This window comes from Micromonospora sp. HM5-17 (genome assembly GCF_003762835.1).
GTDB lineage: Bacteria > Actinomycetota > Actinomycetes > Mycobacteriales > Micromonosporaceae > Plantactinospora.
Genome location: NZ_RJWA01000007.1, coordinates 41,398 through 60,603, shown reverse-complemented (window position 1 = coordinate 60,603; position 19,206 = coordinate 41,398). Strand labels below are relative to the sequence as shown.

Genomic DNA, 19,206 nt, shown 5'->3' with positions numbered 1-19,206 from the left:
GCGACGGTACGATGGCGCTGCGTAATCAGCCTGCGGCCTGGGGAGGCGGTGTGTCCGGAAACAGCCTCGGCGAGCCGCCGCGCGCCCCCACCAAGAGCCTGCTCCGGCTCCTCTTCGTGGTGTCCGGGGTGGTCGCGTTCGTCAGCGGCTACCTCGGACTCGCGGCGCACCTGGGGCCGGACGCGAGCCCGCTCGACCTCGTCTACTACGACCTCCAGCTCTTCGTGCTCGGCGCGCCGCCGCTCGACGACGGCGGGCCGTTCCCGCCGATGCTGGACCTGGCCCGCTTCCTCGCCCCGGCGGTCACCGGGTACGCCGTGGCCGAGGCGTGCCGGCTCCTCTTCGCCACCGAGCTTCGTCGGCTGCGGGACCGCAACGCCCGCGGGCACGTCATCGTCTGCGGTGACGGGCTGGTGGCCGACACCCTGACCCGGCGCCTGCAGGCCGCCGGTCACCGCGTGGTGACGGTCCGCTCCGACGACGTCACGGCCCCGGCCGGCTCGGGCGGCGTCGCCCGGGCGGCCCGCGACCCCAACGTGCTGCGCGGAGCCGGCATCGCCCGCGCCCGGGCGGTCTACGCCTGCACCGACGACAGCGCCACCAACACGGCGATCGGGCTCGCCGCGGCCCGGCACGGCCGCTCCCCGCTCGCCGTCTACGCCCAGGTCGCCGACCCCGAACTCTGCCTGGCGTTACAGGCCCGCTACCTCGGCCTGGCCCGGCAGCCCGGCGCGCGCCTCGACTTCTTCAACATCGACGACCTGGCCGCCCGGAAGCTGCTCGCCGAGGAGCCGCTGGCGGTGGTGGACGGCCGGCCGCCCCGGGTCGTCATCCTCGGCGGCACCGCGTTCGGCCGCGCGGTGCTGGTGGAGCTGGCCCGCCGGTGGCGGGTCCGCGACCCGCACGGCGCCCGGCTGATCCCGCTGGCCCTGGTCGACGAGGCGGCGACCGAGGTGGCGGCCGAGCTGAGCCACCGGTACCCGTTCCTGTCCCGGGTCTGCCGGATCGAACCGCTGGACGGCGGGCTCACCGAGGCGCTCCGGCAGCTGCCCCGGCTCGGCTTCCCGCTGCCACCGGACCGGGTCTTCATCTGCTACGACGACGAGGAGCGGGCGCTCAAGACGGCGCTCACCGCCGAGCAGCTCTGGCACGGCGGTCCCGGCTCGATGGTGGTCCGGCTCGACCGGTTGGCCAACCTGCGGGAGGCGTTCGGCAGCGGGTACGACAGCGGCATCCTCGACGACCTCTCCGGGACGCTTCGGCTGTACGGGGTGGTGCACGCCGCCTGTGACCCCGCCCTGATCGGCGACGACCTGGTCGAGCGGCTGGCCCGGGTGATCCACGAGTGCTACGTGGTCGCCCGCCGGCGGCACGGGGAGGCCCCGGGCAGCAGCCCGTCCCTGGTTCCCTGGGAGGAGCTTCCGGAGTCGCTGCGCCGGGCCAACCGGGAGCAGGCCAAGGACATCGGCCGCAAGCTGCGGGAACTCGGCTGCGCGCTCTCCCCCCGGGTCGGCCCGGGGGACGAGCACGCGCTGGAGGAGCCGGAGATCGAGCGGCTGGCGATCATGGAGCACCAGCGGTGGGTGGCGGAGCGGGCGGCGACCGGCTGGCGCTACGCCCCCAACCGGGACGACGCCCGCCGGCTGCACCCGGCGATGCAGGACTGGGATGCCCTGCGCGACGATATGCGTGAGCGCAACCATGAGGCCGTCCGCGAGCTGCCGGTCATCCTCGCCGACGCCGGGTTCCGGATCGTCCGGGTCGGTCGCGCATGACGAGGAACGGACGGTGCGCCATGCCGCGGATCGGGGTCACCGGCCACGTCCTGCTCGCCGACGGGACGGCCGAACTCATCTACGCCCGCCTGGCCGAGGAGTTGCGGCCGTACGCCGGTTCCGGGCTGCACGGGATCACGTGTCTCGCGGACGGCGCCGACCAGTTGTTCGCCCGGGCCGTACTCGCGCTGGACGGCACGTACGAGGTGATCATCCCCGCCACCGACTACCGGGAGCGGGCGGTGCACCGGGACAACCTGGCCGACTTCGACGAGTTGCTCGACCGGGCGACCACGGTGTCCATCATGCCGTTCGCGCGTTCGGGCCGCCGGGCGTACCTCGCCGCCAGTATGGAACTGCTGAACCGGTGCGAACGGCTGATCGCGGTCTGGGACGGGCTCCCGTCGGCGGACGTCGGTGACACCGCGGACGTGGTGCGCGCCGCCCGCGAGCGGGACATCCCGGTCACGGTACTGTGGCCGGACGGCGCCCGACGCGGCGCCCGGACTCCCCGCCACGACTGAACGCACCGCGTCACGGCTCCGGTGGGAGACGGCCGGCCGACCGGGCGGTCAGCGGCGGGCCGGACCGGTGTGGCCGGTCAGCAGCGCCCGGGCCAGCGGGGTGAGGGTGTGGTGCGCGGCCTTGCCGTGCCGGGTGGTCCGGAGCAGGCCCGCGTCCCGGAGCACGCTCGCGTGCTGTGACGCGGACGGGGTGCTGATGCCGGCCCGGCGGGCGAGGTCGGTGGTGTTCGCCCCGACCAGGGCGGCACGGAGCACGGCGGCCCGGGAACGCCCGAGCAGCGCGGTGAGCGGGTCGACGGCCGGGCCGGAGGCGCACGCCGTCCGCAGATGCGTGGCCCCGCGCCCGCCCGCACGACGGCCGTTGCCCGGACGGCGTACCGGGTAGACCACGACGGCCGGACCGGTGTGGTTCCCGACCCACAGCTGCCGGGCGAAGACGGACGGCACCAGCAGCAGTCCGGCGCCACCGGGCCGCAGGTCCAGTTCCGTCGGGGAGGCGACGGCGAGTACCGGGTTGCGCCAGGTCGCCAACGGGTCGAGCAGTCCCAGCAGCGCCTCGACCCCGCCACTGGCCAGGGCGCGACTCCGCTCGTCGACGTCGAGCCGGACGACGGACTCCCAGGCGACCAGCCCGGCCCGGACGTGGCGGTCGTAGTGGGCCCGGATCGCGGCGGCCAGGCTGCGGGCTCGGCAGGTCTGGTTGGTGACCAGCCATTCCAGCGCACTCTCGAGGCGGTGTTCCTCCGGCAGTGCGGCGAGCAGGTGTGCCGCCGGGGACGGGGCGTCCGGTTCGGACGGTGGCTGGTCCCGCACCTCGCGCAGCCAGCGGGCCAGCTCGGGTTCGTCCACGGTGGGCGCTGCGGCGAGGCTGACGACGACCTCGTGCAGCGGCAGCGGTGCGGGGGCGATCCGGGTACGGGCGATGTCCTCGGCCCCCAGCCATATCCGGATCATCACCACCCCTTCCAGCCGTCGCCGGGCGCCTCGGCCGTCCGGCCCGAACCGGTACCGGCCGCTGTCTGATCACGAGACGCCGTCGCCCCGGCACCCCGTTGTCGGCTCGGTGGATGGTTTGGCCCCAACCAAAAGCATTGCCGAAGCGGACGGATCGGCTCGTAACTGAGGGAGCGGCCGCAGGTGGCGGTCGCCCGCCGGCCTCCGTCCGGGCCGGTGGTGTGCGGTGAAGGAGAGTTGCCCATGCCGGTGCCCAGACGCCTGACCTCGAGCGCGGTGGCGCTCACCGCGGCCATGGTTGCGGTTGCCACCACGGCGTGTGTCGGTCCGAGCGAGTCCCCGACCGACTCGGCCGGCAGTGGCATCGTCCGGATCGCACTCGTGGAGCCGCAGCACCTGCTTCCCGCCAACACCACCGAGACCGCCGGCGCACAGGTGCTGGCCGCACTCTTCACGCCGCTGGTGGAGTTCGACGCGGAGAAGCGGCCGGTCGAGGCGGCGGCGGAGTCGATCGAGTCGGCGGACAACCGGGTCTGGACGGTACGGCTGAAGAAGGGCTTCACCTTCCACAACGGTGAGCCGGTCACCGCCGACAACTACATCAACGCCTGGAACCACGCGGCGTACGGACCGAACGGCAACGGTGGGTCGTACTTCTTCGAACAGATCGAGGGGTACGACGCGCTTCAGTCGACCGATCCGGACGGCGACGGCCCGCAGCGGGCACCCGAGCCGCGGGCCCGAAAGCTGAGCGGCCTGCGCAAGATCGACGACCTGACCTTCACCGTCACCCTGTCGGGCCCGTTCGCCGAGTTCAAGTCGGTGCTGGGTTACCACGTCTTCTCCCCGCTGCCGAATGCCGCCTGGGCCTCGGACGGGGTCCTGAAGGAGGGCTTCGAGGAGGCGCCGATCGGCAACGGCCCGTTCAAGATGAAGGGCACCTGGCAGCACGACTCCCGGATCGAGGTCGAACGGTACGACGCGTACCCCGGACCCAAGCCCACGATCAGCGGAGTCGTCTTCCAGATCTACCAGCAGCCGACCGCCGAGTACGCCGACCTGATGGCCGGCAACCTGGACGTGGTGCCCAGTATCTCCAGCGAGAACATCGGCAACGCCCCCGCCGACCTCGGCGACCGGTTCAAGAAGAGCCCGCTGTCGTCGTTCCAGTTCCTGGCCTTCCCGACCTTCCAGCCCGAGTTTTCCCGCCCCGAGGTACGCAAGGCGATCTCGATGGCGATCGACCGGGACGAGATCGTCCGGACCATCTTCAAGGACACCCAGACCTCGGCCCGCTCCTTCGTCTCGCCGGTGGTGGCCGGTGCCCGGCCCGACACCTGCGGAGACGCGTGCCGGTTCGACCCGGTACGGGCGAGGGCCGAGTACCACGCCGCGGGCGGACCGGCGAAGTTGCAGATCTCCTACAACGCCGACGGCGGCCACAAGGAGTGGGTCGACGCGACCTGCAACCAGCTTCGTGTCAATCTCGGGGTGGAGTGCCGGGGTACTCCCGAGCCGAAGTTCGCCGACCTGCTGACCAAGCTGGAGTCGAAGACCCCGGTCGGGATGTTCCGGTTGGCGTGGTCGATGGACTATCCGTCGATGCAGAACTACCTCGGTCCGCTGTACAGCACCGGGCGGTTCGTCGAACTACTACGGCTACAGCAACCCCGGGTTCGACCGGCTGGTCGCCGAGGGCGTGGCCGCGCCGAACCAGACCGAGGCGATCAAGAAGTACCAGCAGGCGGAGGAGATCCTCGCCCGGGACATGCCGGTGATCCCACTCCGCTTCGGACAGAACAACTACGGGCACTCGGAGCGGGTTCGCGACGTCGAACTGGACCTGTTCGGCCGGGTGGACCTGTTGGCGATCGAGACGACGGACTAGCGACCCGCACGGGGCGCCCCGCGGATCCGGCGGCGGGTCCGCGGGGCGCCCGCGCGCGACGGGTGCCGGCGGTGGCGGCGGCTCACGGCGGCGGAACGAATGGTGCCGGGCTCCGCCGCCCGCCTCACGCGATCGCCGACCGGTAGGTACGGGTCGCCGTGTCGTGGAAGATGTCGTCGGGCGTACCGCCGAGGATCGCCTCGAGCGCGGCCCGGACCTCGCGGTAGGAGGCGGCCACCTCGCAGACCGGCCAGTCCGAGCCGAACATCAGCCGGGCCGGACCGAAGAGTTCCACCGCGGTCTCCACGAACGGCCGCAGGTCCTCGACGGTCCAGCCGTCCCAGTCGGCCTCCGTGACCAGACCGGAGAGCTTCGCCGCGACGTTGGGGCAGGCAGCCACCGGGGCGATGAGCTCCCGCCAGCGGACCAGCCCGTCGACGCCCGCCCTGATCTGCGGCTTGCCGAGGTGGTCCAGCGCGAACCGGCTATCGGGCAGCGCCGCGGCGGCCCGCGCCACCGACGGCAGCTGGTCCACCCGGACCACGAGTTCGTTGACGAGGTCGGCCGCCGCGACGGTGGCCAGGCCGGCCCGGACCTCCGGCCGGTCGAGGTGGTCGTCCGGGTGGCTCTGCACCTGGTCGCGGATGCCGACCAGCAGGTGCCCGCCGGTGCCGTTCCGGTGGCCGGCGATCACGTCGGCCAGCCCGGGGTCGGTGAGCGAGGCCCAGCCGACCACCCCGGCGATCTCCGGGGTCACCGCCGCGGTCGCGAGGAACTCGGTGGTCTCGGCCGCCTCGCACCTGCCGGCCTCCACCAGTACGGTGCGGTCCACGCCGGCGGCCCGCAGGTTGCGGCGCAGCTCCGCGACGCCGTAGTCGCGCCGGATCCGGGCCAGCGACGGGTCGGCGAGCCAGGCGTAGTCGGCGGTCCAGAGGTGCTGATGCGCGTCGACGATCACCGGGGTCCCTCCTCCGCCGCGGTAGACCTCCCGGGTGCGTCCCGCCCGCCCTGGCCGAGTCCCGTGCGGGAGCACCGGGACACCGCCCGACAGATCGTCGATCATATATGATCTTGGTCGATGTGTACCCGCCGGAAACCCGTCCGTCAAGACGGAGCCCAACGCCGCGACGCGCCCGAGAGGAGGGTGGGTGGCCAGTCGTGACCGGATCCCGCTCCGACGTTCCACACTCGGCGACGACATCTACGAGACGCTGAAGAGTCTGGTCCTGGAGCACACCCTCGCCCCCGGCGAACGGGTCAACATCGACGCCCTCGCCCGCGAGCTGGACGTCTCACCCACCCCGGTCCGTGAGGCGCTGGCCCGGTTGGAGTCCGACGGACTGGTCCGCAAACGCCCCCTCGCGGGCTACACGGTCAGTCCGCTGTTGACCCGCGACGAGTTCTTCCAGATGTTCGAGCTGCGGCTGCTGCTGGAGTGCGCGGGAAGTCGGTTCGCGGCCGAACGGGCCAGCGCCGCGCAACGTGCCGCCATCACCGCCGAGGCCGCCACGCCGGTGCCGCCCGAGACGGACGGCCCCCAGCGCTGGCACGCGGCGTTCACCGCGCTCGACGCCCGCTTCCACGACCTGGTCGCCCAGGCGTCCGGCAACGCGCTGCTCCGGGACGGGCTGAACCGGCTCCACGTCCACCTGCACCTGCACCGCCGATACTTCCCGTACGCGCACGCCGACACGACCGTCGGAGAGCACCGGCGGGTGGCGGCGGCGATCGCGGCCGGCGAGCCCGACGCCGCCGAGGCCGCGATGCGCGAGCACCTGCTCCGGGCCCGCGACCGTCACGCGGCCGCCTTCCGCTGACCCGCCGCTCGCGGCACCGGCGCGGACGAGTCAGCCGAGGGCGCAGGCCACGCCGTTGACCGTACAGGCGGTGGGGCGATTCTCCCGGTCGTCGGCGTCGAACTGCATGCCGAGGCGCAGCGTCGCACCGGCCGGCAGTGGGTCGACCCCGGTGAAGAGGTAGCTCTCGCCGGCGCGGCGCGCCACCGGCCTGGAGGCGCCGTCCGTCCAGTACCACACCAGCCGTTTCACGTCCGGCGGGAACCGCAGCTCCACCGTCCACTGCCGAGCCGCCGTACCGTCGTTGCGGAGCAGCACCTCGGCGATGAACCCGCCATTCCAGTCGTTCGTCACGCGGTACCGACCGGTCAGCCCGTCGCTGGACGGGGCCGACCGGGAGGCGGGCGGCCGACTCGTCGGTGTGACGGAACGGGACGGCGTGGCGCGGGACGGTGTGGTGGTGGAGCTGGTCGGCCGAGAGCTGGCCGGCGGGCGGCGCGACGGCGTGGCGGCCACGCTCGGGGCTGCCGACGCGTCGGGCCGGGCCGAGGGCGAGTCCGTGGTACCCGGGCCGAACGGCCAGACCGGGTCGGGAGCGCTGGCCGGACGACGGTCGCGGGTGAGGTAACCGGTGGCGGTGACGAACAGCACGATCATCACCAGGACGCCTGCCATGACGACGATCCAGGGTGCCACGGCGACGAGCCGCCGACGGGACGGGGGACGGTCGCTCACCGGGCCGGAACCTGCACCGCGATCTCGTCGCCGAGCCGCGCCCCGCCCGCCAGTTCCAGTGCGTCGCCGCTCCAGAAGCGTCCGGGGTCGTACCAGCTCGGCCACCGCTCGGCCGGCAGCAGTCCCATGGCCTGGTAGGTGATCGCGACCACCTCGGCGCAGTACGCCGTCTCGAGTCGGACGTCACCCGCGTCGCGGACGCGGCGGCGACGCAGGTTCGGGGTACGCCCGCGCAGCCACCGCCAGGCCAACTGGGCGGTGGACGGGAAGGGCGTGCCGTCCAGGCGGGCGATGGTCCGCAGCACCCCGTTCTCCATCTCCTGATCGGCCGGTGGCTCGAGTTGGCGTAGCCAGGCCCGCTGGCCGTACCGGACACCCCAGACCCGCACCGCGTCCCGGAGGTCGTGCAGTTGCACGCCGCGATGGTGGGTGCCCGACCACAGGTCGGGCAGGGACCGGCCGAGTTCGGCGTGCCACATTAGCGGCGGCAGATCCTCGATGACCACGGACATTCCGACATGGTTGACCGGGCTGTTCGTGGTGAGCTGGATCGCCCGATCCGGCACGCTGTGGCCGCGGAAGATCCAGATGTCGCCGGTCCGCGTCAGGTCGACCGCCTCGTCGAGACTGAGTACGCTCCGGTGCGCGCCGCGGTCGCCGCTCTCCTCGCCCACTGTCCCACCTCGGTCTGCACGCTCGTGTCGGCTCGGCGACTACCCTAGGTGGATGCGCTGGTGGAAGGTAATCGGCGTCGCGGCCTTCGTCGGGGTCGCCGCCACCGGGGTCGTGGTGGCCCGCGCCGAACGGCGCCGTCGGGCGTACACGCCGGAGCAGGTCCGCGACCGACTGCGACAGCGGTACGCGGAGATCACCGCGTCCTCCACCTCGGACTAGTCCCCCCGGCCCGGATGGCGCGCCGGCGCGCCATCGACAGGCCGACGTCCCACCGGGGACGCCACGGTCGGGCGTACCCGTGCCGTCGCTGGCGCGACACGCGGTCGCCTTGCCCGCCCCCGCGTCCCACGGTTCCGGCGTTCCGGGCCGGGCGGCCCCACCCACCCGGGGTCCCCGCGCCACCCGGGCGGCGGACTTGCGCCATTAGCAAGACGGACGTACGGTTTATTGGAACCCTGGTAAGGGTTACCTGAGCCGGGACACCCCGGAGTGGGTACGACAGACTTGCTCCGGACGTCCGCCTCGCCCGTCTGTCGCAGGGCCGGCCGGACGGGCGCCCGGGCTGGATCGGTGTGCGCCGGTACGACGACAGCGTGAAGGAGTACGACGTGGCGAGCCTCGACACCTTCGGTGCGAAGAGCCAGCTACGCGTCGCAGACGCGAGCTACGAGATTTTCAGGATCAGCACGGTGGCCGGGCACGAACGTCTGCCGTACAGCCTCAAGATCCTGCTGGAGAACCTGCTCCGGACCGAGGACGGCGCGAACATCACGGCCGACCACATCCGGCAGCTCGGCGGCTGGGACCCGACGGCGGACCCGAGCGTGGAGATCCAGTTCACCCCGGCCCGGGTGCTGATGCAGGACTTCACCGGCGTACCCTGCGTGGTCGACCTCGCCACCATGCGAGAGGCGGTCCGCGACCTCGGCGGCGACCCCACCAAGGTCAACCCGCTCGCCCCGGCCGAGCTGGTGATCGACCACTCCGTCATCGCCGACCTGTTCGGCCGCGAGGACGCCTTCGCCCGCAACGTCGAGCTGGAGTACGCGCGCAACCGGGAGCGATACCAGTTCCTGCGCTGGGGCCAGACCGCGTTCAACGAGTTCAAGGTCGTACCGCCCGGCACCGGCATCGTGCACCAGGTCAACATCGAGTACCTGGCGCGGACGGTCATGGAGCGCAACGGGCAGGCGTACCCGGACACCGTGGTCGGCACCGACTCGCACACCACCATGGTCAACGGGCTCGGTGTGCTCGGCTGGGGCGTCGGCGGCATCGAGGCCGAGGCGGCCATGCTCGGCCAGCCGGTCAGCATGCTCATCCCCCGGGTCGTCGGCTTCAAGCTCAGCGGCGAGATGCCGCCCGGCACCACCGCCACCGACCTGGTGCTCACCATCACCGAGATGCTGCGCAAGCACGGGGTGGTCGGCAAGTTCGTCGAGTTCTACGGTCCCGGGGTCAGCGCCGTACCGCTGGCCAACCGGGCCACCATCGGCAACATGTCCCCGGAGTACGGCTCCACCGTCGCGATCTTCCCGATCGATGAGGAGACGGTCCGGTACCTGCGCCTCACCGGTCGCAGCGAGCAGCAGGTCGCGCTGGTCGAGGCGTACGCCAAGGAGCAGGGCCTCTGGCACGACCCGGCCGCCGAGCCCGACTACAGCGAGCGGCTGGAACTTGACCTGAGCACCATCGAGCCGTCGCTGGCCGGCCCGAAGCGCCCACAGGACCGGGTGCCGCTGGGCAACGCCAAGACGCTGTTCCGGTCCGCGCTGGTCGACTACGTCGGCGACGGGGGCACCGCGCACGGCCCGGCCGACGAGGCGAGCGAGGAGTCCTTCCCGGCCAGCGACCCGCCGGCCAACGACGTCAACGACCCGGCGGACGCGCCGCGCGAGCTGATCTCGGCGGCGACCGGGGCGAAGGGCCGGGCCAGCAACCCGGTCCGGGTCACCCTCGACGACGGCGTCGAGTGCGAACTCGATCACGGCGCGGTGGTGATCGCGGCGATCACCTCCTGCACCAACACCTCCAACCCGCAGGTGATGATCGGCGCCGCCCTGCTGGCCCGCAACGCCGTCGAGCGGGGCCTGTCCCGCAAGCCGTGGGTCAAGACCACCCTGGCGCCCGGCTCGAAGGTCGTCATGGACTACTACGAGCGGGCCGGTCTGACGCCGTACCTGGAGAAGCTCGGCTTCCACCTCGTCGGGTACGGCTGCACCACCTGCATCGGCAACTCCGGGCCGCTCCCCGAGGCGATCTCCGCCGCCATCAACGAGCACGACCTGTCGGTGGTCTCGGTGCTGAGCGGCAACCGCAACTTCGAGGGCCGGATCAACCCGGACGTCAAGATGAACTATCTGGCGTCGCCGCCGCTGGTGGTGGCGTACGCGCTGGCCGGCACGATGGACATCGACCTGGCCAACGAGCCGCTCGGCGAGGACTCGCAGGGCCAGCCGGTCTACCTGCGGGACATCTGGCCGAGCAGCGCCGAGATCCAGGAGGTCATCACCTCGGCGATCGGTGCCGCCGGCTTCGGCCAGGCCTACGCCGACGTCTTCGCCGGCGACGAGCGCTGGCAGTCGCTGCCGACCCCGACCGGCGACACCTTCGCCTGGGATCCCGAGTCGACGTACGTGCGCAAGCCGCCGTACTTCGAGGGGATGGAGCGGGAGCCGGCGCCGGTCCAGGACATCATCGGCGCCCGGGTCCTGGCCAAGCTCGGCCACTCGGTCACCACCGACCACATCTCCCCGGCCGGCTCGATCAAGCCCGACTCCCCCGCCGGCCGTTATCTGGCCGAGCACGGGGTGCCACGGCACGAGTTCAACTCGTACGGCTCCCGTCGGGGCAACCACGAGGTGATGATCCGGGGCACCTTCGCCAACATCCGGCTCCGCAACCAGCTCGTGCCGGGGGTCGAGGGCGGCTTCACGATCAACCACCTCACCGGTGAGCAGACCACCATCTACGACGCCGCGGTCGCCTACCAGGCCGCCGGCGTGCCGCTGGTGATCCTGGCCGGCACCGAGTACGGCTCCGGCTCGTCCCGGGACTGGGCGGCCAAGGGCACCATGCTGCTCGGCGTCCGGGCGGTCATCGCCCAGTCGTACGAGCGGATCCACCGGTCGAACCTGATCGGGATGGGCGTGCTGCCGCTGCAGTTCCCGGCCGACACCGACGCGGACTCGCTGGGGCTGACCGGCACCGAGACGTTCTCGATCACCGGGGTGACCGCGCTCAACGACGGTCAGATCCCGCGCACCGTCCGGGTCAGCACCGACACCGGGGTCGAGTTCGACGCGATCGTCCGGATCGACACTCCCGGCGAGGCGGACTACTACCGGCACGGCGGCATCCTCCAGTACGTGCTGCGCAAGATGCTGGCCAGCTGAGTCCCCGTTCGTCCCGACGTCGGGCCGGCCGCGCCGTCGCGGCCGGCCCGACGCGTGTTGACCTCAACCGCGGTTGAGGACGCAGACTCGTCTCCGTCCACCACGGAGGGAGATGACATGCGAGCGGCGGGTTTCACCGAGCCCGGTGGGCCGGAGGTGCTCCGGTTGCTGGAGCTGCCCACGCCGGAGGCGGGACCGGGTGAGGTCCGGATTCGGGTCCGGGCGGCGGGCGTGCAGCCGTACGACGCCATCGTCCGGCGCGGCTGGACGCCACCAGGCGTCGCGCCCGACCAGCGGCCCACGGTGCCCGGCAACGAGTTCGCCGGCACCGTGGACCAGGTCGGGCCGGGGGTCACCTCGATCGCCGTCGGCGCCGAGGTCCTCGGGTTCGGCCGGCTCGGTGCCTACGCCGAATACCTGGTCGTCCCGGCCGACCAGGTCGTCCCGAAGCCCGCTGCCATGCCGTGGGAGGTCGCCGGGGCGTTCAGCGCCGGGGCGCAGACCGCCGACATCGCGCTCGGGGACCTCGCGATCGGACCGGGCGACACCCTGCTGATCCACGCCGCCGCCGGCGGGGTCGGTACCGTCGCCGTGCAGCTCGCTCGGGCCCGCGGTGCGACCGTGCTCGGCACCGCCCGCCCGGAGAACCACGACTACCTCCGTGCGCTCGGTGCGACGCCGGTGGCCTACGGCCCCGGACTGGTCGACCGGGTACGCCGGCTCGCGCCCCAGGGAGTGGACGCCGCGCTCGACGGCGCGGGCGGCGACGCGCTCGCGGCCTCGCTGGAACTGGTGGCGGACCGGAAGCGGATCCTCACCCTCGTCGAGCACGACCGCGCCGAGGAACTCGGGATCCGGGTCACCTCGGGGGCCCGCTCCGCCGCCCGCCTGGCCGGACTCGCCAACCGCTACGCCGCGGGCGAGCTGAGGATCCACATCCGTCGGGCCCTTCCCCTGGCGCAGGCCGCCGAAGCCCACCGCGAGCTGGAAACCCGGCACGGCCAAGGCAAGATCGTCCTCCTGCCCTAGCGGCGGGTCTCGGTGATCGGCGACGCGGGGGGCGGAACCCCGGGGCAGCACTCCGGTCGCCCCCGCGCGGGCGGCGCCCACCTCGACGATCGGCGCCGGAGAGCCCGTGCGGACACGCTCGCCCCCCGCCGCGGCGCCCCGGGCGGACGGCCGACCGGTCAGACTCCGGCGGGAGCCGCCAGAGTCCGACCGGCGGAAAGGGCCGGCGGGTATGGTCGGCGTATGACGACGGCATCCCCCGCCCGGCTCGACGTCACCGTTCCCGCCCCGCTCGCCTCCGCCCTGGCGACCGATCCCGACCTGCCGCTGCTCACCTACTACGACGACGCGACCGGTGAGCGGATCAGCCTCTCCGCCACGGCTCTCGGCCAGTGGGCCGCCCGGACCGCCAACCTGCTCGTCCAGGGGTGCGGCCTGGGGCCGGGCAGCCGGGCGGCGGTGCTGCTGCCGCCGCACTGGCAGACCGCCGCCGTCCTCCTCGGCACCTGGTCGGTCGGGGTGTCGGTGAACTTCGAGAGCTTCGCCACCGCCGGGCTGCCCCGGATCGGGCCGGGCACGGAGGGACCGTTCGACGCCGTCTACGTTGCCCGGGACCGGGTCGACAACTGGCTGGTCGACGTACCCGAGGCCCGGCACCGCTTCGTGCTCGGTTTCGCCCCGGGGGCCGCGCCGCTGGCGGACGTTCCCGAGGGCTACCGCGACTACGTCGCCGAGGTGTCCCGGTACGGCGACCTGCGGCCGGTCGTGCCACTGTCTGCCACGGACCCGGCCAGCGTCGACGGCACCAGCTACGCGCGGTGGGGCCTGCTCGCCCGGGAGCTGGCCGAGATCCTCGACCTCCGTCCGGGCGACCGGGTCCTGGTCGACGCGGCCGAGCACGAGCACCCGGTGAAGTGGCTGCTGGCCCCGCTCGCCGCCGGGGCCTCGGTGGTGCTCTGCGCCAATCTCGACCCGACTCGGGTCGAGGCCCGCGTCCAGGCGGAGCGGGTGACCCGGGTGCTCTGACCGCCCGCGTCACTCGGTCAGTGCCGCCGCCCTCCTCCCCACCTCGGCCGGGGTCAGGACCTCGCCGTCGAGCACCACGGCGGCGAACGCCTCCAGCGGGATGTGCTCGAAGACCGGAGCACCCAGCCGGGCGAAGACCGACTCCGGAACCAGCTTCAGCGCGGTGGTGACCACCAGTGTGGGCAGCCGCTCGGCCAGCTCCCGGGTGCCCCGGATGTTGAGGACGGTGTTCGGCCCGATCGCGTCGGCGCCGGCCAGGGCCAGGACCGGCTCGCCGGTCTGGGCCTCCGGGGGGAGCTGGGCCAGGACCTGGGCGACGATCGAGCTGCTGGGGGCGAAGGTGACCGGCCCGCCCCGTTCGGCGACCCAATCGGCGGCCACCTTGACGGTGTTCTCCACCGCGTGGTCGAGCTCCGCCCGGATCCGCCGCAGCGCCTCGGCCGGCTCGGGCGAGCGCACGGCGTTGGCGATGTGCCACATCGGCGCGTACCCCGGCAACCGGGCGATCAGGAACTCCGTCGCCTCGCCGGCCGCCCTCGGGTCGTGGACCAGTTCGAGCAGACCCTCGATCACCAGGCGGGCCACCCCGGTGGCTCCGGCGGTGGTGACCGTGACGGCCTCCCGCAGCGCTGGCGGCAGCGTCGCTTCGTCCATGATGGTGGCTCTTTTCGTCTGAAGGTTCGGTCCCTGTGGGTCGGGTTTCTCCCCTGGTATCGAAGATGCCCGATCTGTTGGGCTTTCCGGCACCAGGACTGGTAGTTCATACCAAACGAAGAACCCGATTGGCGGGAAAAGCCCACATGGCAACGGTCCGATAGGCGACGAGCGTTCGCGAGGCCGGCCCGCGGTGCGGAAACCGGGCGTCCGGCTGGGCCGATGCGACGCGACGGGCCCGACGCTGTGCCAGGATCTTGGGCATGGACGACAGGACGATTCTGCGCCGGATCAGCGAACTGGTCGACGAGGAGCACCGGCTGCGCACGAACGCGCAGCAGGGCGAGGGGTTCACCGACGAGGACCGGGCCCGGCTCCGGGAGTTGGAGGAGTCGCTCGACCAGTGCTGGGACCTGCTGCGCCGCCGCCGCGCCGCCCGGCAGTCCGGCGGAGATCCGGACAGCGCCGGGGTGCGCAGCGTCACCGAGGTCGAGAAGTACCTCCAGTAGCGCCGGACGGCACGGTGCGGCCGGAACGCCGAGGCGCTCAGCCGGCGAGGACGGCGGCGACGGCCGGGATCAGCCCGTCGGCGGTCCGGGTGGGGGCGTACCGGCGCTCCGTCCAACGCCGGCCGCGGTGCAGCCAGACGCTGGGCAGCCCCATCGCGGCGGCACCACCGATGTCCGCCTCGGGGCTGTCCCCGACCATCCAGGCGCCCCGCAGTCGCATCCGAACCCGCTCGGCGGCGAGGGCGAAGATCCGGGGATTCGGCTTGCTGACCCCGGCCTCCTCCGAGATCACCCAGTCCGCGAGATAGCGGTCCAGGCCGGTACGTCGAATCTTGCGTTCCTGCTGCCGGACCGCCCCGTTGCTGATCGCCACCGGAACCCAGCCGGCCTCGTCCACGATCCGCAGCGCGCAGGCGACCAGCGGGTCGAGCCGGGTGTTCTCCACCACCCCGTCGTGCAAGGCCTCGACCAGGTCGATTGCGGGGATCCGAAGCCCATAGCGCTCCCGGATCGCGTCGGCGACGTCCCAGCGGTTGGTCAGGCCGTCCGCGTCCACCGAGAGCAGCCAGTCGATGTCGCTCGCCGGTGCCCCGATCTCGGCCAGGAAAGTCTCCGCCCAGCGTCGGAACGGGCCTGCCCGGTCTAGCAGGGTGTTGTCCACATCGAGGAGCAACAGCGGCACGCGCGCACATTACGGGAAGCCACCCGTCGGGCAACAGTCCCAATCGGTAAACAACCTGCTTGCCCGAATAGACAGGACCTGATCAGGCGACCAGCTCGAGGCGGGAAACTCCCTGGTCAGGCCGACGGTCGGCGAGCATCCGGTGCGCGTCGCGGACCCGGCGCAGCTCGGCCGGATCGAACAGGCCGACAACGACCGCCTCGCCCCGGTCGGCGGCCTGGTCCAGCGGCCGTCCCTCCGGGTCGTAGAGCGCCGCCCCGCCGTTGAACCGCCACGGCGCGACGCCGCCGACCGAGTTGGCGAAGGCGACGTACATGGTGTTGTCCAGGGCGCGGGCCCGGTAGTAGAGGTCGCGACGATGCTCGGAGCCGACCAGGTAGCCGCTCGGGCAGAGGTATCCGTGTGCCCCGTCGACCGCCGCCGCCCGACCGTGTTCCGGGAAGCACCCGTCGTAGCAGACCCCGAGGCCGAGCCGCCAGCCGTCGACCACCAGCGTCGCTCCCCGGTCGCCGGAGGTGAAGAGCGCGTTCTCCTCCGGCCCCCAGAGCTGCTGCTTGGCGTAGCCGGCGGCCACCCGACCCGTCCGGTCCACCACCAGCGCCGAGCAGGTACGGCGCCCGTCCGGATGCCGTACCGCCGCGCCGATGACCACGACGACCCGGTGGTCCCGGGCAGCCGCGCGCAGGGGGTCGAGCCGGGGATCCGCGACCAGGCCCGCATGGTCGGCGACGACGTCGGTGCCGGCGGGGTCGGCGGCGAGGGTCGGCGGATGGTACGCCGGGAGGAACAGCTCCGGCAGGACGGCGACCCGGGCACCGGCCTCGGCGGCCCGCCCGACCAGCCGACCCGCCGTCCGGGCGTTGCCGGCGACGTCACCCGGCACCGGCTCGGCCTGCACGGCGGCGACACCCAGTGGCGCGGCGGGAGCGGGGTACGGCACGGCCGCGATCATAGTCCGCCCGGGCCGTAACCCAAGACGTACGTACGGATTGCATAGCGTGCCCGTACCTGGCACGATCTACTGGTGCCCAGGGTAAGTCAGGACCAGCTCGACGCCCGCCGTCAGGAGATCCTCTCCGCGGCGCGGGCCTGCTTCGCGCGGCACGGCTACGAGGGCGCGACGGTGCGCCGGCTGGAGGAGGCGACCGGTCTCTCCCGGGGTGCCATCTTCCACCACTTCCGCGACAAGGACTCGCTCTTCCTCGCCGTCGCCGAGGACGACGCGGCGGCGATGGTCGAGACCGTCGCCCGCAACGGCCTGGTGCAGGTGATGCGCGACCTGCTCGAGGACGCCGCCTCGCCGGAGACCGCCGGCTGGCTCGGCAGCCAACTGGAGGTCTCCCGCCGGTTGCGCACCGATCCGGCGTTCGCCCGGCGCTGGGCCGAGCGCTCGGCGAGTCTCGCCGAGGCGACTCGGGAGCGGCTGGCCCGGCAGCGGGAGGCCGGCGTGCTGCGCGACGACGTACCGATCGAGACGCTCGCGCGCTTTCTGGAGCTGGCGTACGACGGCCTGGTCCTCCACCTGGCGATGGCCCGCCCCGCCGGCGACCTCGGCCCGGTGCTCGACCTGATCGAGGAGGCGGTACGCCGACCGGCGCCGAAGCAGGCCGACTGATCCGGTCCGCCCACGGCACCGCGGCACGACCCGGCTCGGCGGTCGGCGTCCCCCGGCGGCACCGCGGCATGACCCGGCTCGCCGTCCCCGGGCACGGCTTCTCGCGGCGGTGTGCTGCCCGCCCCGTTGGGACACCTGGCACGCCTGATCCACAATGGGCGCCAAGCCGCAGCACGACTGGAGCCTCCGCGATGGACGTACTCGGGCAATCCGACACCTGGGGAATTCCCGGACCGACCTTCCTGATGCTCTTCCTGTCGGCCGCCGCGCTGCTCCTGGCCGGCACCCTGATCTACCGGTCGGTCCGGTTCGCCGGACGGCGTCCGGCCGACCCCGGCCACCTGCACCCGCTCCAGGTCGCCTGGCTGAACGGTGGCGACCAGCTGGCGGTCTACACCGCGCTCGGGGTGCTCCGGGCCGCCGGAGCGGTCGCCACGGAGCGGGGCCGCCGCCTCGTCCGAACCGGGCCCCTGCCGGCCGGGACCGGCCGGCTCGAGTGGGCCGTCCACGAGGCGGCCGGACGACGTCTCCAAATGTGGAAGCTGGCCCGCGACCCGATGGTGCGATCCGCCCTCGCCGAGCTGCGCACCGGGCTGGAGCAGGCGGGTCTCGCCCCGCCCGCGTCCGCCCGCTCCGCCGCGCGCATCGGCCCGCTGCTGATGCTGGGCCTGTTCGCCGTCGGCGTGGTCCGGGTCGTCGCCGGCATCGCCAACCACAAGCCCGTCGGGTTCCTGATGCTCTCCCTCGTGGGGCTGCTGCTGGTCAGCATCGTGCTGCTCGCCCGGGTGCCCCGGCGGACCCGGGCAGCCCGGGCGGTGCTGCGCGACCTGCGGCGCCGGCACCAGCACCTCGCTCCGGACCACTCGCCGGCCTACGCCACGTACGGGATCGGCGGCGCGGCACTGGGGGTCGCGCTGTTCGGCACGACGGCGCTCTTCGCGCTCGATCCCGCGTTCGCCGCGGGGATGGGGCTACAGCGGGCCGCCGCCCCTGCCTGGAACACCCACGGCTGCTCCGGTGGTGGATTCATCGATGGCGGTGGTGGCGGCGGCTGCGGCGGCGGCGGAGGTTGTGGCGGCGGCGGGGGGTGCGGCGGATGACCGGGAACCCCGGACCCACGTACGGGGTCGGCATCGGCTGGCGGCCGGAGATCGCCGGCTTCGTCGCCGACCTGCCCGGCCTGCGCTTCACGGAGGTGATCGCGGAGTCCCTTCCCGGCGGCGGTCCCCTGCCACCGGCGCTGGCCGCGCTGCGCGCGCGGGGGGTGGCGGTGGTACCCCACGGGGTACGGCTCTCCCTCGGCGGCGCGGAGCCGGTCGATCCGGCCCGGGTCCGGCACTTCGCCGAGGTCGCCGAGCTGCTGGGGGCGCCACTGGCCAGTGAGCACATCGCCTTCGTCCGGGCCGGCGGTCTGGAGGCCGGGCACCTGCTGCCGTTGCCGCGGACCCGCGAGGCGGTCGACGCGATGGTGGCCAACGTCCGCCGTGTCCAGGCCGAGCTGGCCGTTCCGCTGGCGCTGGAGCCGATCGCGGCGATCTTCGACTGGCCGGACGACGAACTGGACGAGGCGGGGTTCATCACCGAGATCCTCGACCGCACCGGGGCCCTGCTGCTGCTCGACGTCGCCAACGTGTACGCCAACGCCCGCAACCGCGGCACCGATCCGGTGGCGCTGCTCGACCGGCTGCCGCTGGAGCGGATCGGCTACGTGCACGTCGCCGGCGGTCGCGCGCACGACGGGATCTACCACGACACCCACACCGATCCCGTACCGGACGCGGTCCTCGACCTGGTCACCGAGCTCTGCGCCCGGCACCGTCCACCCGCGCTGCTGCTGGAGCGGGACGGGGACTACCCCCCGGCGGCGGCGCTGCGCGGCGAACTCGACGCGATCGCCGAGGCGTCCGGCTACCCGACGATCACCTGACCCGGCACCGTGACCGGGCGCGGCCCGGGGCGGTCCGTCCACG

18 protein-coding genes and 1 pseudogene are annotated in these 19,206 nt (G+C 73.1%); 12 read left to right on the top strand and 7 right to left on the bottom strand.

Annotated features, from left to right (window positions below; all coding sequences use genetic code 11):
• The first annotated feature begins 50 nt into the window (after positions 1–50).
• Both EF879_RS19995 and EF879_RS19990 read left to right on the top strand, forming a co-directional pair.
• Positions 51–1,775 carry a RyR domain-containing protein gene (locus tag EF879_RS19995; protein WP_158624212.1) on the top strand — a complete coding sequence of 575 codons (1,725 nt, stop codon included), beginning with the start codon at positions 51–53 and terminating at the stop codon, positions 1,773–1,775.
• A gap of 20 nt (positions 1,776–1,795) precedes the next feature.
• Complete coding sequence (locus EF879_RS19990) at positions 1,796–2,299, top strand: hypothetical protein (protein WP_123560904.1); 504 nt, start codon at positions 1,796–1,798, stop codon at positions 2,297–2,299.
• 48 nt (positions 2,300–2,347) lie between these two features.
• On the opposite strand, the gene EF879_RS19985 is transcribed toward EF879_RS19990, so the two are convergent.
• A complete protein-coding gene (locus EF879_RS19985) occupies positions 2,348–3,253 on the bottom strand; it encodes a helix-turn-helix transcriptional regulator (protein ID WP_148086488.1) in 906 nt (301 codons plus the stop codon).
• Between the two features lie 243 nt (positions 3,254–3,496).
• Between EF879_RS19985 and EF879_RS19980 the strand changes: the two are divergent.
• A pseudogene (locus EF879_RS19980) lies at positions 3,497–5,141 on the top strand (ABC transporter substrate-binding protein).
• A gap of 124 nt (positions 5,142–5,265) precedes the next feature.
• On the opposite strand, the gene EF879_RS19975 reads toward EF879_RS19980, so the two are convergent.
• Complete coding sequence (locus tag EF879_RS19975) at positions 5,266–6,099, bottom strand: amidohydrolase (protein WP_233604608.1); 834 nt, start codon at positions 6,097–6,099, stop codon at positions 5,266–5,268.
• 190 nt (positions 6,100–6,289) lie between these two features.
• Here EF879_RS19975 and EF879_RS19970 point away from each other — a divergent pair, with 190 nt between their 5' ends.
• Positions 6,290–6,958, top strand: a complete 669-nt coding sequence (locus EF879_RS19970) for a GntR family transcriptional regulator (RefSeq protein ID WP_123560898.1) — start codon at positions 6,290–6,292, stop codon at positions 6,956–6,958.
• Positions 6,959–6,988: 30 nt separating this feature from the next.
• On the opposite strand, the gene EF879_RS19965 is transcribed toward EF879_RS19970, so the two are convergent.
• Positions 6,989–7,672 carry a cellulose binding domain-containing protein gene (locus EF879_RS19965; RefSeq protein ID WP_123560896.1) on the bottom strand — a complete coding sequence of 228 codons (684 nt, stop codon included), beginning with the start codon at positions 7,670–7,672 and terminating at the stop codon, positions 6,989–6,991.
• Positions 7,669–8,346 (bottom strand): hypothetical protein, encoded by a 678-nt coding sequence (locus tag EF879_RS19960; RefSeq protein WP_123560894.1) that lies wholly within the window; start codon positions 8,344–8,346, stop codon positions 7,669–7,671. Before EF879_RS19960 ends, EF879_RS19965 begins: the two co-directional genes overlap by 4 nt.
• A 52-nt stretch (positions 8,347–8,398) precedes the next feature.
• Between EF879_RS19960 and EF879_RS27740 the strand changes: the two genes are divergently transcribed.
• The 4 genes from EF879_RS27740 to EF879_RS19945 all read left to right on the top strand — a co-directional run bounded on the left by EF879_RS27740 (position 8,399) and on the right by EF879_RS19945 (position 13,776).
• Positions 8,399–8,566, top strand: a complete 168-nt coding sequence (locus tag EF879_RS27740) for a hypothetical protein (protein WP_199736531.1) — start codon at positions 8,399–8,401, stop codon at positions 8,564–8,566.
• Positions 8,567–8,940: 374 nt separating this feature from the next.
• Positions 8,941–11,742 carry an aconitate hydratase gene (locus EF879_RS19955; protein WP_123561258.1) on the top strand — a complete coding sequence of 934 codons (2,802 nt, stop codon included), beginning with the start codon at positions 8,941–8,943 and terminating at the stop codon, positions 11,740–11,742.
• Positions 11,743–11,859: 117 nt separating this feature from the next.
• Positions 11,860–12,771 (top strand): NADP-dependent oxidoreductase, encoded by a 912-nt coding sequence (locus tag EF879_RS19950; RefSeq protein ID WP_123560892.1) that lies wholly within the window; start codon positions 11,860–11,862, stop codon positions 12,769–12,771.
• Positions 12,772–12,993: 222 nt separating this feature from the next.
• Positions 12,994–13,776: a TIGR03089 family protein gene (locus EF879_RS19945; protein WP_123560890.1), complete on the top strand. Its 783-nt coding sequence runs from the start codon at positions 12,994–12,996 to the stop codon at positions 13,774–13,776.
• Between the two features lie 9 nt (positions 13,777–13,785).
• On the opposite strand, the gene EF879_RS19940 is transcribed toward EF879_RS19945, so the two are convergent.
• Positions 13,786–14,430 (bottom strand): hypothetical protein, encoded by a 645-nt coding sequence (locus tag EF879_RS19940; RefSeq protein ID WP_123560888.1) that lies wholly within the window; start codon positions 14,428–14,430, stop codon positions 13,786–13,788.
• 263 nt (positions 14,431–14,693) lie between these two features.
• Here EF879_RS19940 and EF879_RS19935 point away from each other — a divergent pair, with 263 nt between their 5' ends.
• Positions 14,694–14,939, top strand: coding sequence for a DUF2630 family protein (locus EF879_RS19935; RefSeq protein ID WP_123560886.1), 246 nt, complete (start codon positions 14,694–14,696; stop codon positions 14,937–14,939).
• Positions 14,940–14,976: 37 nt separating this feature from the next.
• On the opposite strand, the gene EF879_RS19930 is transcribed toward EF879_RS19935, so the two are convergent.
• Both EF879_RS19930 and EF879_RS19925 read right to left on the bottom strand, forming a co-directional pair.
• On the bottom strand, positions 14,977–15,621 hold the full coding sequence (locus tag EF879_RS19930; RefSeq protein WP_123560885.1) for an HAD family hydrolase: 645 nt from the start codon (positions 15,619–15,621) through the stop codon (positions 14,977–14,979).
• An 82-nt stretch (positions 15,622–15,703) separates the two neighbouring features.
• Positions 15,704–16,561 carry a carbon-nitrogen hydrolase family protein gene (locus tag EF879_RS19925; protein WP_233604607.1) on the bottom strand — a complete coding sequence of 286 codons (858 nt, stop codon included), beginning with the start codon at positions 16,559–16,561 and terminating at the stop codon, positions 15,704–15,706.
• 84 nt (positions 16,562–16,645) lie between these two features.
• On the opposite strand from EF879_RS19925, the gene EF879_RS19920 reads away from it, so the two are divergent.
• From EF879_RS19920 to EF879_RS19910, 3 genes are all read left to right on the top strand, one after another.
• Complete coding sequence (locus EF879_RS19920) at positions 16,646–17,236, top strand: TetR/AcrR family transcriptional regulator (RefSeq protein WP_123560880.1); 591 nt, start codon at positions 16,646–16,648, stop codon at positions 17,234–17,236.
• A 191-nt stretch (positions 17,237–17,427) separates the two neighbouring features.
• Complete coding sequence (locus tag EF879_RS19915) at positions 17,428–18,336, top strand: TIGR04222 domain-containing membrane protein (protein WP_123560878.1); 909 nt, start codon at positions 17,428–17,430, stop codon at positions 18,334–18,336.
• Complete coding sequence (locus EF879_RS19910; RefSeq protein ID WP_123561256.1) at positions 18,333–19,163, top strand: DUF692 domain-containing protein; 831 nt, start codon at positions 18,333–18,335, stop codon at positions 19,161–19,163. Before EF879_RS19915 ends, EF879_RS19910 begins: the two co-directional genes overlap by 4 nt.
• Positions 19,164–19,206 lie beyond the last annotated feature (43 nt).